This window comes from Phytoactinopolyspora mesophila (assembly GCF_010122465.1).
Classification (GTDB): domain Bacteria; phylum Actinomycetota; class Actinomycetes; order Jiangellales; family Jiangellaceae; genus Phytoactinopolyspora; species Phytoactinopolyspora mesophila.
In genome coordinates this window covers 50,381-66,007 of record NZ_WLZY01000014.1, presented here as the reverse complement: position 1 = coordinate 66,007, position 15,627 = coordinate 50,381, and the positions used below count along the sequence as shown (strand labels likewise).

Annotated in this window: 13 protein-coding genes; 10 read left to right on the top strand and 3 right to left on the bottom strand. The window is 65.9% G+C overall.

The window, feature by feature from the left end:
• The first annotated feature begins 10 nt into the window (after window positions 1–10).
• From F7O44_RS27155 to F7O44_RS27145, 3 genes are all read left to right on the top strand, one after another.
• Window positions 11–907, top strand: a complete 897-nt coding sequence (locus F7O44_RS27155; protein ID WP_343073931.1) for an ABC transporter permease — start codon at window positions 11–13, stop codon at window positions 905–907.
• Window positions 908–925: 18 nt separating this feature from the next.
• Complete coding sequence (locus F7O44_RS27150) at window positions 926–1,795, top strand: carbohydrate ABC transporter permease (RefSeq protein WP_162453465.1); 870 nt, start codon at window positions 926–928, stop codon at window positions 1,793–1,795.
• Window positions 1,796–1,890: 95 nt separating this feature from the next.
• The gene (locus F7O44_RS27145) at window positions 1,891–4,614 is read left to right on the top strand and encodes an exo-rhamnogalacturonan lyase family protein (RefSeq protein WP_246221507.1); all 2,724 of its coding nucleotides are present in this window, start codon (window positions 1,891–1,893) and stop codon (window positions 4,612–4,614) included.
• Between the two features lie 50 nt (window positions 4,615–4,664).
• On the opposite strand, the gene F7O44_RS27140 is transcribed toward F7O44_RS27145, so the two are convergent.
• The 3 genes from F7O44_RS27140 to F7O44_RS27130 all read right to left on the bottom strand — a co-directional run bounded on the left by F7O44_RS27140 (window position 4,665) and on the right by F7O44_RS27130 (window position 9,594).
• The gene (locus F7O44_RS27140) at window positions 4,665–7,076 is read right to left on the bottom strand and encodes a transglycosylase domain-containing protein (protein WP_162453463.1); all 2,412 of its coding nucleotides are present in this window, start codon (window positions 7,074–7,076) and stop codon (window positions 4,665–4,667) included.
• 162 nt (window positions 7,077–7,238) lie between these two features.
• Window positions 7,239–7,700, bottom strand: a complete 462-nt coding sequence (locus tag F7O44_RS27135) for a DoxX family protein (RefSeq protein WP_162453462.1) — start codon at window positions 7,698–7,700, stop codon at window positions 7,239–7,241.
• 37 nt (window positions 7,701–7,737) lie between these two features.
• Window positions 7,738–9,594, bottom strand: a complete 1,857-nt coding sequence (locus F7O44_RS27130) for an ABC transporter ATP-binding protein (RefSeq protein ID WP_162453461.1) — start codon at window positions 9,592–9,594, stop codon at window positions 7,738–7,740.
• A gap of 78 nt (window positions 9,595–9,672) precedes the next feature.
• On the opposite strand from F7O44_RS27130, the gene F7O44_RS27125 reads away from it, so the two are divergent.
• From F7O44_RS27125 to F7O44_RS27095, 7 genes are all read left to right on the top strand, one after another.
• Window positions 9,673–10,257 (top strand): TetR/AcrR family transcriptional regulator, encoded by a 585-nt coding sequence (locus F7O44_RS27125; RefSeq protein WP_162453460.1) that lies wholly within the window; start codon window positions 9,673–9,675, stop codon window positions 10,255–10,257.
• 106 nt (window positions 10,258–10,363) lie between these two features.
• On the top strand, window positions 10,364–10,753 hold the full coding sequence (locus tag F7O44_RS27120) for a VOC family protein (protein ID WP_162453459.1): 390 nt from the start codon (window positions 10,364–10,366) through the stop codon (window positions 10,751–10,753).
• Between the two features lie 26 nt (window positions 10,754–10,779).
• Complete coding sequence (locus tag F7O44_RS27115; protein WP_162453458.1) at window positions 10,780–11,157, top strand: VOC family protein; 378 nt, start codon at window positions 10,780–10,782, stop codon at window positions 11,155–11,157.
• A gap of 196 nt (window positions 11,158–11,353) precedes the next feature.
• Window positions 11,354–12,562 carry an ROK family transcriptional regulator gene (locus F7O44_RS27110; protein WP_162453457.1) on the top strand — a complete coding sequence of 403 codons (1,209 nt, stop codon included), beginning with the start codon at window positions 11,354–11,356 and terminating at the stop codon, window positions 12,560–12,562.
• Window positions 12,559–13,497, top strand: a complete 939-nt coding sequence (locus tag F7O44_RS27105; protein WP_162453456.1) for a carbohydrate ABC transporter permease — start codon at window positions 12,559–12,561, stop codon at window positions 13,495–13,497. The genes F7O44_RS27110 and F7O44_RS27105 overlap by 4 nt, the downstream gene beginning before the upstream one ends.
• Entirely contained in the window at window positions 13,490–14,320 is an 831-nt protein-coding gene (locus tag F7O44_RS27100) for a carbohydrate ABC transporter permease (RefSeq protein WP_162453455.1), read from the top strand. Before F7O44_RS27105 ends, F7O44_RS27100 begins: the two co-directional genes overlap by 8 nt.
• Before the next feature lie 42 nt (window positions 14,321–14,362).
• Window positions 14,363–15,616 (top strand): ABC transporter substrate-binding protein, encoded by a 1,254-nt coding sequence (locus F7O44_RS27095; RefSeq protein WP_162453454.1) that lies wholly within the window; start codon window positions 14,363–14,365, stop codon window positions 15,614–15,616.
• Window positions 15,617–15,627: the final 11 nt, after the last annotated feature.

Here is a 15,627-nt window from a genome sequence, read left to right as displayed (position 1 = left end):
TGCGGCCCCGCTGCGTATCCGTATTTTCCGGTATCGATGGCTGTACCTGCTCATACTTCCCGGCGTCGTGTATTTCGCCGTCTTCAAGTACGCGCCCATGTACGGCGTCACCATCGCCTTCCAGGATTACCTGCCGTTCCTGGGTTTCTCCGACAGCCCGTGGGTGGGCCTCAAGCATTTCGAGGCGTTGTTCTCCAGCCCGGACTTTCCCCGCGTCCTCGGAAACACGCTGATCCTCGCCGCGCTGCACGTCGTCTTCGTCTTCCCGGCGCCGATCATCGTCGCTCTTCTGCTCAACGAACTCCGGCTCTCCGTGCTCAAACGGGCCATCCAGTCGTCCATCTACATCCCGCATTTCCTGTCGTGGACGATCGTCGCCTCGCTGACGTACTTACTGTTCGCGATGGACATCGGCCCGGCAACGCAGCTACTCAACACGATCACCGGGGAACGCCTCGACGTCCTCAGCGACCCGGACTGGTTCCGGCCGCTGATCATCATGCAAACGCTCTGGAAAGCCACCGGGTGGGGCACCATCATCTACCTCGCCGCGCTGGCCAGTGTGGATCCAAACCTGTACGAGGCTGCGCGGATCGACGGCGCCAACCGCTGGCAGCAGATGTGGCACATTACGCTGCCGGCCATCCGGAGCACCGTCGTGGTCATGGCGATCTTGACGGCCGGAAATCTGCTCGACACCGGCTTCGAGCAGATCTACCTCATGACCAACGCCTTGAATCGCTCCGTGGCCGAGGTGTTCGACACCTATGTCTACTTCATGGGCATCACACAAGGCGCCTACAGCTACTCGACAGCTGTGGGCCTGTTCAAGGCCGTCGTCGGAATCATCTTGATCTTCGGGGCGAACTGGCTGGCCCGTCGTTTCAAGCAGAACGGTCTGTTCTAGGTGAGGCGGAGGCGAACGATGAAAAGCACCCTTGGCAGCAAGATCTTCGACACGATCAACATCGTGGGCCTCGTGGGGCTGGCCGCGGTGACGGTCTTGCCGTTCTTTTATGTCATCGCGGGCTCCTTCGCCAGCGAGTCGGAGATCACCGCACGCTCGTTCTTTCTCTGGCCGCATCAGTTCGTCACCGACTCGTACGACTACATTTTCGCGACGAACACGTTCCTGCGCAGCCTGATCGTGACGATATGCGTCACAGCGGTGGGCACGGTGATTCAGGTGGCTCTGACGCTCACCATGGCCTATCCACTGTCCAAGCGCTACCTTCCCGGCCGGAACATCATGCTCAACCTGGTGATCTTCACCATGGTGTTCAGCGGCGGGATGATCCCCACCTACCTGATCGTGCGCGAGCTGGGCATGCTCAACACGTACTGGGCGCTGATCCTGCCGCTGGCCATCAATCCGTTCTACCTGATCATCGTGAAGAACTTCTTCCAGGAGCTTCCGGAAGAGCTGCAGGAGGCCGGCCGCATCGACGGCTGCAGCGAGATCGGCGTGTTCTGGCGCATCGTGCTGCCGCTTTCCAAGCCGATCATCGCGACGTTCGCGCTGTTCTACTCGGTCGCCATCTGGAACGACTTCATGTCCCCGCTGCTCTACATCGACGACACGTCGAAGTGGACCCTGCAGATGTTCGTCCGCCAGGTGACGGTCTCCGCGGACATGGCCAACACAATGGGGCAGCTGGATCCCAACTACATACCGCCGGAGCAGGGCTTGAAGTTCGCCGTGATCGTCGTCGCGACGGTGCCGATCCTGCTCTTCTACCCGTTCCTGCAGAAACACTTCGCCAAAGGCATCCTCATCGGCTCGGTCAAGGGCTGAGGCGCAACGCTCGTCGATGGGGTCTCTCCTCGCCCAGCAGACTCGGTCGGAGAGAGGCTTCGCCAACGACCTCCCTCGCTGATGCCCACCACGCCATGGAGAGTCCCCATCCACGCGCGTTGTGTGACTCGGCTCCCCCCAGGACAGGAGTACATGTGCTCACGAACACACCGACGACGGTCCGCTGGCTCACCTCCGCCCGGCCCACCGGCACCACCTGGGGCGTGCCGTGGCCGCGGGGGGTCGTGCCCGGGGGCTCGTCCTTCGGGCTTCGCCGCGACGACAGTGCCGGCGTTCCGGTGCAGAGTTGGGTGACAGCGACCTGGCCGGACGGCTCAGTCAAATGGTCTGCGCACGCGATGTCGCCGCAACCCGACCCGAGCCCGTCGTACCAACTCGTGCCCGGCGGCGCCCCAACCCAGCCGGATACACCGGTCACCGTCACGACAAGCGGCGCCGGCGTCGTCGTCGACACGGGCGTGGTCACCTGGACCGTCGACCGCGTCGGCTCCGTCCTGCTCAGCTCGGCCAGCCGGGACGGGCAGGTGGTCGCTCGAGACGTACGCCTGACCAGCCTGTGGCAGGCGGAACCAACAGCCGATGACGGCGGCTCCGCTGTCCGGGAGGAGCTGTCCGGCCGGGTCGAATCGGTCACCGTCGAGCAGGAGGGGCCGATCCGGGCTGTCCTGCTCCTCGAGGGCCGGCACACCAGCGACGGCGACACTCGGGGCGGCCGGGGTCCTTGGCTGCCGTTCTCGGTCCGCCTCTACTTCTACGCGGGAAGCGACGACGTGCGGGTCGTGCACACCGTCATCTGGGATGGCGCGGCGGAGCAGGACTTCCTCGCCGGCCTCGGACTACGGGCCGACGTGCCGATGCGCGACGAGCCGCACGACCGCCACGTTCGCCTGGCCGGCCCAGCCGGCGCGGACCATCGGCCGGGATTCCACACCGAAGCTGTCCGCGGTATTACGGGGCTGCGGCGCGACCCCGGCGAGCAGTTCCGCGCCGCACAGGTCGACGGACGCCCTTGTGGCCCGGTCCAGGACTGGGATACCGCGGTGTCCCAACGAGCCCATCTGATCCCTACGTGGAGCGACTGGACTCTCGAACAACCCAGCGCCGACGGCTTCACACTCCGCAAACGCACCGCTCAGGACACCGGATGGGTCACCATCCCAGCCTCCACCCGGGCCGCTGGATACGCCTACGCCGGAGGTGTGAGCGGCGGGCTGGCGATCGGCCTGCGCGACTTCTGGAAGGCGCACCCGACCCGGCTCGACATCCGGGGCGCCGCATCGGACACAGCTACCGTCACCGCCTGGATGTGGTCGCCGTCGGCTCCGGCTATGGATCTTCGCTTCTACCACGACGGCCTCGGCCAGGACACCTTCGCCGAGCAGCTCGAGGGTTTGGAGATCACCTACGAGGATTACGAGCCGGGCTTCGGCGATCCGCACGGGGTCGCCCGCACCCACGAACTGGTCTTGCGCGCCTACGCCGCCACACCCCCGAACGACGAGCTCGCGAGCCACGCGGCCGCGCTCAACGACCCGCCCCTTCTTGTGCCCAGCCCCGCTCGCCTGCACAGTGCGGGTGTCTTCGGCGATTGGGCTCCGGCCGACCGCTCCACACCCGAGCGAGCGGCCATCGAGGACCGGCTGGATTTCCTCGTCGACTTCTACATCACTCAGCAGGAACAACGCCGGTGGTACGGGTTCTGGCACTACGGCGACGTCATGCACACCTACGACCCCGACCGGCACCAGTGGCGCTACGACGTCGGCGGGTACGCGTGGGACAACTCCGAACTCTCCCCTGACCTCTGGCTCTGGTATCAGTTCCTGCGCACCGGACACCCACATGTGTTCCGGCTAGCCGAAGCGATGACACGGCACACCGGCGAAGTCGACGTCTATCACCTGGGCCGGTGGGCAGGGTTGGGCTCCCGGCACAACGTGCAGCATTGGGGCTGCAGTTGCAAGCAGCTCCGCATCTCCAATGCCGCCTACCGTCGCTTCTTCTACTACCTCACGGCCGACGAACGCACCGGCGATCTCATGCGTGAGCAGGCGAGCGCCGAGCGGACGTTCGTCGCGATAGACCCGGCCCGAAAGGTCCGCGGGGACGTCTACACACCGGACCCGTCCGCGTTGTCAGTCGGACTCGGGACCGACTGGGGCGCACTGGCGGCTGGCTGGCTCACCGAATGGGAACGCACCGGCGACGACGCCGTCCGGGACAAACTGCTGGCCACGATGGAGGACATCGGCACACTGCCCAACGGATTCCTGACCGGCGACGCCCGGCTTGACCTCACCACTGGCCGGCTCGATGTCACGCGTGAACAGATCGCGGTCTCTCACCTTTCCGCGGTGTTCGGCCTGGTCGAGGTCTGCTCAGAACTCATCTCGCTGACCCGGGGCACCTCGCTCGAGGTTCCGGAGTTCGAGGAAGCGTGGCTGCAGTACTGCCGACTCTATCTCGCCTCGGCGGAAGAGCAGGAGAGCAAGCTCGGCCTCCGGCTACGCGGCATCTCGCTGATCCAGGCACACAGCAGGCTCACCGCGTACGCGGCGGCACACGACGGCGATCCGGAGCTGGCCGAGCGCGCGTGGGAGGCGTTCCACCACGACATCGGCGATCAGCTCAACACCAACCCGTTGCAGCGCACCGCCCAGTGGTCGACGACGCGGATCGATGGTTCCGGTGTGCTCACGCCCGTCGACGAAGCGCCGTTCGTGTCCACCAACGACGCCTCCCAGTATGGTCTGGCCGCGATCCAGAACCTCGCGCTCATTCCGGACCATCTCCGATGACATTCTTCCCGCGGCCTGAGGCCGCGGAGCGTTCCTGAACACGGCCCTACTCAGGAACGTCGATGCGGGGCCGGTCGCTCGTTCCTCGACGTGAGCGCCTGGTTCGTATCCGTGCCGTCGTCGCCCCCGCCGTCGTCGCCGCCCCCGTCATTGCCGCCGTCGTCCGTGCCGCCGTCGTCGCCGCCGCCGTCATTGCCGCCGTCGTCGCCGCCATCCCATTCGTCGCCGCCGTCGTCGCCACCGTTCTCATCGGCACCGCCCTCATCGGCACCGCCGTCGTCGCCACCGTTCTCATCGGCACCGCCGTCGTCGCCACCGTTCTCATCGGCACCACCGTCGTCGCCGGAGTCGTCGCCACCGTTCTCATCAGCGCCGTTCTCATCGGCGCCGCCGTCGTCGCCGGAGTCGTCTCCGCCCTCGTCGCCGCGGCCGGAGTCATCGCCACCGCCGCCACCGCCGCCTCCGCCGCCTCCGCCGCCACCGCTGGGCGGAGCGGCCGGGACGTAACCATTGACGTTGGCTCGCTCCGGGAACTCCTCAGGCGGAATACCGTCCAGTGCCGCACGCATGAAGGCGGTCCATGTCCGCGCCGGATACTGACCGGCGAAGAAGACATCCATCCCTGCCACGCCGCGCAACGATTCAGTGCCGGCCTCGGCACCTTCACCGCGGAAGTACGCCACGGTGGTGGCCAGCTGGGGGGTGTAGCCGGCGAACCACGAGGTCAAGTCTTCGTGAGTACCTGTCTTGCCGGCGACCGGGCGGCCGAGGTTCAGGTCGCGGACCGTCTGCCCGGTGCCGCGCCAGCTCTCGATCACCTGCGTGAGCGCGTACGTCACATCGGCGGTGATGTCGGCATCGAACACGCGCTGCGTCTCGATCTCCCGCTCGTACAGCACCTCGCCGGAGCTATCGACCACCTCCGAGACCGTGTACGGCTCCGCGTGGATGCCCTGTGCGGCGAGCGTGGCGTATGCCTCGGCCATCTCAAGCGGGGTCAGGGCAGCGATACCGAGCGTGACCCGCGGGTTGGCCTCCAGGCCGGGTGCGTCCTCCGGAATACCCGCACGCACGAGCGCGTCCACGACCGTCTGTGAATTGATCGTCCAGGTCAGGTCCACGAACGCGGTGTTCACCGAACGTTCCATGGACTCCAGCAGGTCCACGGACCAGCCCCAGGACTGATCCCCCTGGTTGCGCACTGGCGGCCCCAGGTCCACCTGCTCGTACGGCGAGTTCCCAGCGAACCTGCTGGTCAGCGCATAGCCTTCTTCGAGCCCCGCAACCAGGGTGAAGGGCTTGATCGTGGAGCCGGGCTGAATCCGGGCCAATGCGTCGTTGCGGCTTTGCTCAACCGCGTCGGGGCCGCCGTAGATCGCGGCGATACCGCCGTCGCCGGGCTTCACGGAGGCGAGTCCGACGTTCACCCGCTCGGCGTCCTCGGTGGGGCGCTCTTCGTCGACCGCCCGGACAGCGGCCCGCTGCGCCTGGGCGTTGAACGACGTCGTGACCCGAAGCCCACCGGTCTCGATCTCGGCCTCGTCGAATCCGAGCTCGAGCAGCTCGTCGCGGACCATTGTCAACAGGTATCCGTGCGGGCCACCGAGGCGATTCTGCCGGTTCTCCGGCTCGATCTCGGGCGGCTCGGTCTCGGCGGCGGTCTGTTCGTCGATGGCTCCGGTGACCACCATGCCGTCGAGCACGTAGTCGAAACGCTGCTCGAACCGCGTCGCGTTGTCCTCGCTGACCGCTGGGTCGTAGCGGGCGGGTGAACGCAAGATCGTGGCGAGCGCGGCGCTCTGAGCCAGATCCAGCTCGGACACATCGGTCCCGAAATACGCTTGGGAGGCGGTCTGCACACCGTAGGTGCCGCGGCCGAACCAGATCGTGTTCAGATAGTTGGTCAGGATCTGGTCTTTGTCAATGTCCTGATCGATCTTGACCGCGATGACGATTTCCTGGAGCTTACGGCTCCAGGTCTGGTCCTGGGTGAGGTAGTAGTTCTTCACGTACTGCTGAGTGATCGTGGACCCGCCTCCGGCGGAGGCACTGCCGCGAATCTGGTCCCACGCCGCGCGGCCGATACCCGTGACGGAGAAACCGGGGTTGTCGTAGAACGACCGGTCCTCGGCAGCTACCACCGCCTGCTTGAGGGTCTCCGAAATCTGCTCGGAGTCCACCGTCTCCCGATTTTCGGCACTGAAGCGGCCCAGCTCGTTCTCGCCGTCGTCGTGGTAGATGATCGTCGACTCGGACGTCGAGAAGTCGTTCGCCTCCGGGACGTCGATGGTCACGAACGCGACGGCCACCGCGACGCACATGGCGAGGATCAGTCCCAGGAAGTAGAGGAGGAACGCCTTCCACGTGACGAATCGCCGCCAGCCCCTCTTGCGAGTGCTGGTAACGCGATATTTCGGGCCTGACTTGGTCAGGCCCGTTTCAGGGGCCGATTCTTCGCTCATTCTCCGTCGATGGTATTCGGGTCCACGCTCAAGTCATGCCTGGAAGCGGGAAGTAGTGGTCAGACTCACGTCCATCAACGCGATTCAGGCGCTCTGAAGTTCCGGGACGGCGCGTTTTCGCTCGATCCCGCGGAAAATGGCTAGTTGAACTCAGCCGCGAGACTATTTCCGGCCTCTCGGAACCACCTCGACCATCTCGTCGTCTTCGGTCCTGAACCACTTGATCAAAAGTCTGTCCATCCGCGCTCGCCCTGGTCCCAGCAGAACAACGGCAGCACAAGCAGCCGCCAGCACGAGCACGAACTCGAAGCCGTTGTCGGCGACGAACGGCCCGTTGTCCAGATGCACGAACACCAGGGCGCCGACCATGGTGCCGGAGAACGCCGCCGCGACCACCCTGGTGAGGATCCCCAGGCCCAGCAAGCCGCCACCGACCAATTCCAAGACGGCGACGCTCGGCGCGGTGATCTCCGGGAACGGGACGTTCAACTCGACGAACCAATCCGTGGTTCCGTCGATGGTCCTGTCGTAGAACTTCTGCCAGCCGTGTGCGACGAAGACCGTCGCCAGGGCAAGACGGAGCAACAGACAGGCCGCATCGTGGAGAACACGCGATGGGGTCATGATCGTATTGCACAACGAGAAGGCTGGCCTCGTGGCGCTACGACACGCGCATCGAGACCGGAATGTCGTTTCCTTGCGTGCTTGCGCCCCCGGAGATCCGCAGCGCCGTCACGAGTTCACGGTAGAGCTCGTCGGTGGCCAGCAGGTCTTCGTGCGTTCCGGTGTTCCGTACGGCGCCGGCATCCATCAGGATGATCTGATCGGCGTCGACGACCGTGGACAGCCGGTGCGCGATGGTGACCACCGCGCCTTTACGGGCCAGGTGATGAAGACCGACGGCTACCGCGGCCTCGGTGAGCCCGTCCAGCTGAGCCGTGGCCTCGTCCAGCAACAGGATGTCCGGCTGGGCTACCAGCGCCCGGGCCACCGCGACGCGCTGACGCTCACCGCCGGACATCGTGCTCGGCGAAAGCTCGCTGTCGAGTCCGGCCTCGAGCTCTCGCGCCCGTTCATCCAGCCGTACCGTGGCCAGGGCTTCCCAGAGGCGTTGCTCGCCGGCGTCCGGCGCCGCATACGCCAGGTTCTCCCGTAGCGTTCCGGGCACCAGGGGCGCGTCCTGCTCGACGTAGGCGATCCGGCGCCGGAGTTCGGCCAGGCTCCATTCCTCGTAAGGCCGCCCGTCGAGCCGGAGCTGGCCGTGCTCGGGGTCCTCGAACCTGAGAAGGAGCGAGAAGATGGTGGTCTTGCCGGCGCCCGAGGGCCCGATGATCGCCGTGTGGCCACGTCGTGGGATCGCGAGCGAGGCACCGTCGACGGCAGGAGCGGCGTCCGGCAGGTAGCGGAAGGTCACGTTCTGCAAAGTCAGCACCGGACTCTCCGGCGCGGGAACAGGGTGCGAGGCGGACTCGGTCCCGGGAACGTGGACGCTCCCCTGCTGCCGCGGCGCCGGAGCGTCCGCCTCCAGCTGCATCTTCTCGATCTCGGCGATACGTGCGGCGGCCGCGAGCCCGGACTGCAACGTCGTGACACTCTGCGTCAGCAGCGTCACCGGCGTCATCAACTGAAACAGGTAGAGCAGGAAGGCCACTAGCGCGGCGACGGAGAGGTCTCCGGTGGACACCCGGTACGCCCCGATGCCGAGGATGAGCATGATCGACAGATTGACGCCGGCAGCGGTGAGAGTCCACGCGACGGCTTCGATCTTGACGGCCCGAATGCCCTTCTCCGCGGAGCGTTCGGCGTGGCGGGAGATCCGTGCGGTCTCGCGCGCTTCGGCGCGGCTCACCTTCACCGTGCGTAGCGCCCGCAGGACCCCCTCCAGCCGGCCGCCCAGCCGGCCGATCTCTTCCTGAGCGTCTTGCTGCGCCTTGGCCAGCGCGGGCATGAGCGTGAGCGCGATGCCGCTCACGAGAACCAGGACCGCAAGAGTGGCGAGCAGGAGCACACCGTCGAGATATGCCATGAGAGCAATGGCGCCGGCCAACCCGATCAGGCCGTTGACGAAGTCGACGATGCTGGAGGTAGCCGCCTCACGGATCAACGTCGTGTCCGAGCTGACACGCGCGACCATCTCACCACTCGAGCGCCGCGCCAGCTCACCCACCCGGACCCGGAGCAGGTGCCGGACCATGCCGGTCCGGACGGCCAGGATGACTCGCTCAGCCAGCCGGCCGAGAACGATCGCTTGCAGTAGTCCGATGACGGTTCCGGCCACCAGCAGGACGCCGAGCAGAACGATGGGCCCGCGGATGGATTCAGCCCATTCCAGCCGCTCCAGCACCAGCTTGGTGACCATGGGCGTGACCAGCTCAGCACCAGTGGCGACGATGCCGAGCAGTAATCCGGCGAGAAGAACCAGACGATGTGGACGGGCATACGACCACAACAAGCGCATCTTCGCCCGGGCCGGCAGCGCTGGAGTCTGCCCGGAGCGCTCAGCGGAATCGAGAGTCATTGAGTCAGAATGACACATCATTGTCGCATTTCCAAGCAACAATGTCTTATTATGAGTCACCGCTGCTAGGGTGGCTTTATGACCTTCACTTCCGAGCCGCGAGTCGACTCGGGCGTGCGAGGCAGGACACGCCGGGCCATCCTCGACGCCGCCGCGGCCCTGTGGTCCCGTGACCCGTCCGCGTCGCTCGGCGATATCGCCGATCACGCCGAGATAAGCCGCAGCACGCTGCACCGATACTTTCCGGAACGCCAGGATCTGACCCGCGCCCTGCTGGCCGACTCCAAAGCGTCCATGGATGCCGCGCTGGCGAGCACCGGCCCGGAAGACCATCCCGCGGTACAGGCGCTCGAGAACAGCCTGCGCGCGCTGGTCGATGCCGGAGACCGGATCGTCTTCCTTTTCAGCGACATGCACCGGCTCAACCACGATGACGTGGACTGGGGCGAGGACGACGAAACGCTCACCAGGCTGATCCGGCGGGCCCAGGCCGAGGACGCCCTCGACCCCGGCCTGGACCCCACGTGGATCGAGTCCGCCTACTACGCCTTGGTCTACGTCGCGGCGATGTCCGCCAGCAGCGGCGCCATGCCGCGCCATGTAGCCGCGGATCAAGCCGTTCGGACGTTTCTTCACGGCGTTGCCGGGAGGGCGACGCCGTAGTCCGGCACCTCCAGGGCAGACCTGCTCCGAGCGATGAGTTTCGGCTCCAGCCACGGTCTCTTCTTGCGGAGGCTTCCCCCGAAGCCCGGCCCAACAAGGAGGAACCATGGCGAAATCCACACTTGACAGCATGTTGCTCTCGAGCACCGATCCCGAACGCCTGCGGGCATGGTATGCCGGCGCCCTGCGGCCACAGCAGGAGGCGAACGTCGGCGGGTATTTCATGCTCAAGTTCGGCGACTTCCATCTCATGATCGACAACCGCTCCGACATCGGGGAAAAGAACCCCGAGCCCGGCCGCATCATCCTCAACTTCGATGTGGACGACGCCCGGGGTATCGCCGCTCGCTTGGACGAAATGGGCGCCTCCTGGCTGGCGCCGCTGGAAGACCGGGACGGCAGCCTCTTCGGCACGGTCATCGACCCGGACGGCAATTACGTACAGATCATCCAGCTCAGCGAGGAACATCTGGCCGAGATGTCCCAGATGTTCTAGACCCTCATGCAACTCGGGAGCACCCCATGTTCAAGAACACCAAAGCCTTCAGCGGCTTCTCCACCAACGACATCCCGGCCGCCAAGCGGTTCTACGCCGACGTCCTCGGCCTCGAGGTCACCGAGGAGCACGGCATGCTCACACTGCACATCGCCGGCGACCGCCCGACACTGATCTACCCCAAGGGTGAGGACCACACCCCCGCCAGCTTCACCATCTTGAACTTTCCGGTGGAGGACATCCGGCAGGCCGTGGCCGAGCTCACGGCTCGCGGAGTGCGCTTCGAGAGGTACCCGGACGCCGCCGAGCACACCGACGAGCACGGCATCTTCCATGGCGGCGGGCCGCTGATCGCGTGGTTCAAAGACCCGGCCGGCAATACACTCTCGGTCCTTCAGGAGTAGGACTTTCCCGCACCGACCCGGTGATCATGAGCAGGGGGACGTCGCTATGACGACACCTGGCCGCTCACGATCACCGCGCACGGGCGAGGCCGACCGACGGTCACAGGGCTATATCGGCTCTTGACATGCGTGCTTCAGATGTGTTTCTTTTGCACTAACTTTAGTCGTAAAAGAAGTACGCAACCTGGAGCTCCGGATGCCTCTGTCTCGTGGTGACCTCACTCGATCGGCCGTGCTGGCCGTTCTCGGCGCGTCCGGGCCGCTCAGTCGCAGCCAGATCGCCCAGCTTCTGGAGGTCAGCCCGGCTACGGTCACCCAGGTCACCAAGGACCTGATCGCGCGCGGCATGGTGGCGGAGGTCAATCAGGCTCCCTCACGAGGCGGGCGCCCCGCCGTGCTGCTCGGCGTCGTCGGTTCGGCCGGCCGGGCGCTCGGCGCCAAAGTCGCCGCCGATCATGTCGCCGCGGTGGAGGTGAGCCTCGACGGGCAGGTCATCCGGGCCTGGGAATGGCCGTTCGAGGCGACCGCGGCCGACGCGCTGGACCAGCTGATCGCCATCCTGCGTCCGCTCACCGAGCCGAGCGGCGACAACGCTCCCCTCTTAGGTATCGGCATCGGGGTGCCCGGCGCGGTGGACGACCAAGCGGTCGGCGTCGTCGACGCCCCCACCCTCGGCTGGCAACATCTTCCGCTCGGCGCCCAGCTTCAATCGGCACTGCCGGTCCCGGTCCTCGTCGAGAACGACGTCAATACGCTCGCCGTCACCGAACGGCTCTACGGCCGCGGCCGCGAACACCGTGACTTCCTCGTCGTCACCATCGGACGGGGCATCGGCGCGGGCCTGGTGATCGACGGAAGTGTGTACCGCGGCAGCACGGGCGGCGCCGGCGAATTCGGTCACCTACCCGTCAACCCGGACGGCCCCGCGTGCTCGTGCGGCAACAACGGTTGCCTCGAAGCTCTCATCGGCCAGGACGCGCTGCTCCGACGGGCCCGGGAGCAGGACCTGATCAGCGACGACGCGAACATCGGCCAACTGCTCGCGGTCGCTTCCGGCGGTGACCCGTCAGCACAGCTGCTCTTTCACGAAGCCGGCGAGACGCTCGGTCGAGCCGTCGGTGGCCTGGTCAACGTCATGGATCCGCAGATCGTCGTCGTGCTCGGTGAAGGTACCCGGGGCTGGCAGCACTGGCGCAACGGTTTCGACCACCAGCTGCGAGCCCACGCCCTGCCGGCCCGCCGGGGTGTGCCCGTCGTCGTCGAGACGTGGGACGACTCCTCATGGGCCCTCGGCGCCGCCGCGCTGGTCCTTGCCACCCCGTTCGACGCCAGCGGTTTGACCGGGAGCCAGGGCGAACTGGTCCGCGCCAGGCTCGACGAGGCGCTGACCCAGGACTCTCGATGAGCGCACCCACTACCGAGGCCGAGCGGATACACACCGCCGCGGCCGGTCCTCCGAGGCGGCGCCGGACACGCCTGCGCAAAGCCGGCGTCGTGGTGTTGTTCCTGGCCCCCAGTTTCGTTCCCCTAGCCATGTTCACCCTCGCCCCGATGATCGGCTCATTGTGGGTCGCGTTGCACGACTGGAACCTCATCAGCCCGATGCGGTGGGTGGGCGCGGACAACTTCCGCGAGCTGGCAACCGATTCCAACACCTGGCGGGCATTCGGAAACACCCTCTACTACATCGCTGGCTACCTGCCGCTGGTGTTCGCCGGCGGGTTGACCGCAGCGCTAGCGCTCAACACCGCTTTGCGCGGCCGCAACGTCTTCCGGGCTGCCTTCTTCCTGCCGGTGGTCACCAGCTGGGTGGTCGTCGCGCTCGTATGGAAGTGGCTGCTCAACCCCAGCAATGGCGTCGTCAACCACATGCTCGGCCTGATCGGCATCGACGGACCCGGCTGGTGGACCGACCCGACGTGGGCGATGCCGTCGGTCATCCTGGCCTCGGCGTGGAAAGACGTCGGCTTCGTCATGGTGATCCTGCTGGCTGGGCTGCAGGCCATCCCCGCGGAGTACTACGACGCCGCCCGGGTAGATGGCGCCAGTGCGTGGCAGCGGTTCCGGCATGTGACGCTGCCGCTTCTCTCACCGTCGAGTTTCTTCGTCGTCGTCATCTCGATGATCAACGGGTTCCAGGTGTTCGACCAAGTTTTCGTCATGACCGGCGGCGGGCCGGCCGGTTCCACGGAGGTTGTCGTCCAGCAGATCTATGACCTCACGTTCCGGTACGGCCGGGCCGGCGACGCCTCCGCGCTCTCGTGGCTGCTGTTCGCCGTCATCCTCGTCGTCACCGTCATCCAGGTTCGTATCCAGCGCCGGTGGGTGACCTATGCGTGATCGCCACCTGTTCAAGACGCGGCTGCGGCGAACGGTCCTGTTCACCGCGCTCAGCGTGGGCGCGTTGGTCATGTTGTTCCCGTTCGCCTGGACGGTCATCACATCGATCAGTCCCGGCTCTGGCCTGGGCACACCGGACCTCATTCCGGAGGAGCCAGGGTTCGACGCCTACCGGACGCTGATGGACACACTGCCGTTCTGGCGGATCATGGTGAACAGCATCTGGATCGCGGTGGCGTCGACCCTGCTGCAGCTCATCACCAGCTCGATGGCCGCCTATGCCTTCGCCCGCCTGCAGTTCCCCGGCCGCAACGCACTGTTCGTGGTGTATCTGGCCACGCTGATGGTGCCGATGCAGGTGCTCGTCGTTCCGTTGTTCATCCAGATGCGCACGCTCAATCTGGTGGACACCTATGCGGCGCTGATCGCACCGAGCATCGCGTCGGCGTTCGGTGTCTTCCTGCTCCGCCAAGCCGTCGCGCAGGTTCCAAAGGAACTCGACGAGGCGGCGATCATCGACGGTGCCGGGCACCTGCGGATCTTCACTTTGGTTGTACTGCCACTGATCCGGCCCGCACTGGCCACCTTCGCCATTCTCGCGTTCATGTCCAGCTGGAACAGCTTCCTCTGGCCGCTGGTCATCATCCGCTCACCGGAGTTCATGACCCTGCCTCTGGGTCTGAGCACCTTGCACGGCCAGTTCACCACCGCGTGGGACGTGGTGATGGCCGGCTCGGTCGTCAGCATCATTCCGATCGCCGTGCTGTATCTCGCGGCACAGAAGTACGTCATCCAGGGCGTCGCCCGTTCCGGGCTCAAATGACCCGGTAGCGCCGGCTGCCACCCGAAACAGTTGGAGGAGTCAATGAGACGTCATATCAGCATCGGCGTCGCCGCCGCGGCCAGTGCGCTGGTGCTCGCGGCCTGCTCGCAAGGTTCGGCCACCTCGTCGTCGTCGAGCGACGACGAGGACGAAGTCACGATCCACTACATGGAGTTCTCGTCCAACGGCGGCAACGAGGAGAATCTCGCCGCGATCGTGGATGCGTTCGAGGAAGAGAACCCGGACATCAGGGTCGTGGTCGAGACCACGCCCTACGACGATTACTTCACCAAGTTGCAGACCGCCGTGGCCGGCAACACCGAGGCCGACGCGTTCGAGCTGAACTACGAGAACTTCATCACCTATGCCGAGTCCGGCGCGCTCGCGGAACTCAGTGGCGTCAACGAAGGCGCCTACACCCCGTCGCTGCTGGAAGCGTTCCAGTACGACGGCGCCCAGGTGGGCCTACCCGAGTCCTTCTCCGACGTCGTCCTCTTCTACAACAAGGACCTGTTCGCCGAGGCCGGACTCGACGAACCCACCTCCGACTGGACGTGGGAAGACGAGATGGCCGCGGCCGAAGCACTCACCGACACTGACGAAGGCGTCTTCGGCAGCTACCAGCCCGCCACGTTCCACGAGTTCTACAAGGCACTGGCCCAGGCCGGCGGTCAGTTCCTGACCGACGACGGCTCGGCGGTCGCCTTCGACGGCCCGGAGGGACTGGAAGCGGCCAGCTGGCTGGTCGACAAGCCCGGTTCGGTTATGCCGACCGAAGCCGAAGGCGCGGGCACCCCGGACTTCGACACCGACCTGTTCCGGGACGGCAAGCTCGCCATGTGGCACACCGGCATCTGGATGTTCGGGCCGTTGTCCGATCTGCCGTTCGAATGGGACATCGTCGTCGAGCCAGGCAACGTCACCCAGGCCAGCGCCATGTTCACCAACGGTGTCGTCGTCAGCGCCGGCAGCGACCACCCGGAGGAAGCCCAGAAGTGGCTCGAGTTCCTCACCTCGTCCGACGTCATGGTGGACACACGGCTGGAGGCCGGATGGGAGCTTCCACCGATCGCCGACACGGACAAACTCGCGCCCTACCTCGACCAGTCCCCGCCGGCCAACCGGCAGGCGGTGTTCGATGCGCTCGAAGAGACCGTCCTTCCGCCGGTGATCGCCAGCCAGCAGGAGATGCAGGATGCCGTCACAGAGGAACTGGGCGAGGCCGCGGCAGGACGCAAGAGCGTCGAGGACGCCGTCGCCGACGCCGCTGACCGGGTTAACGCGCTGCTCAACTGAACCGCGCCGGG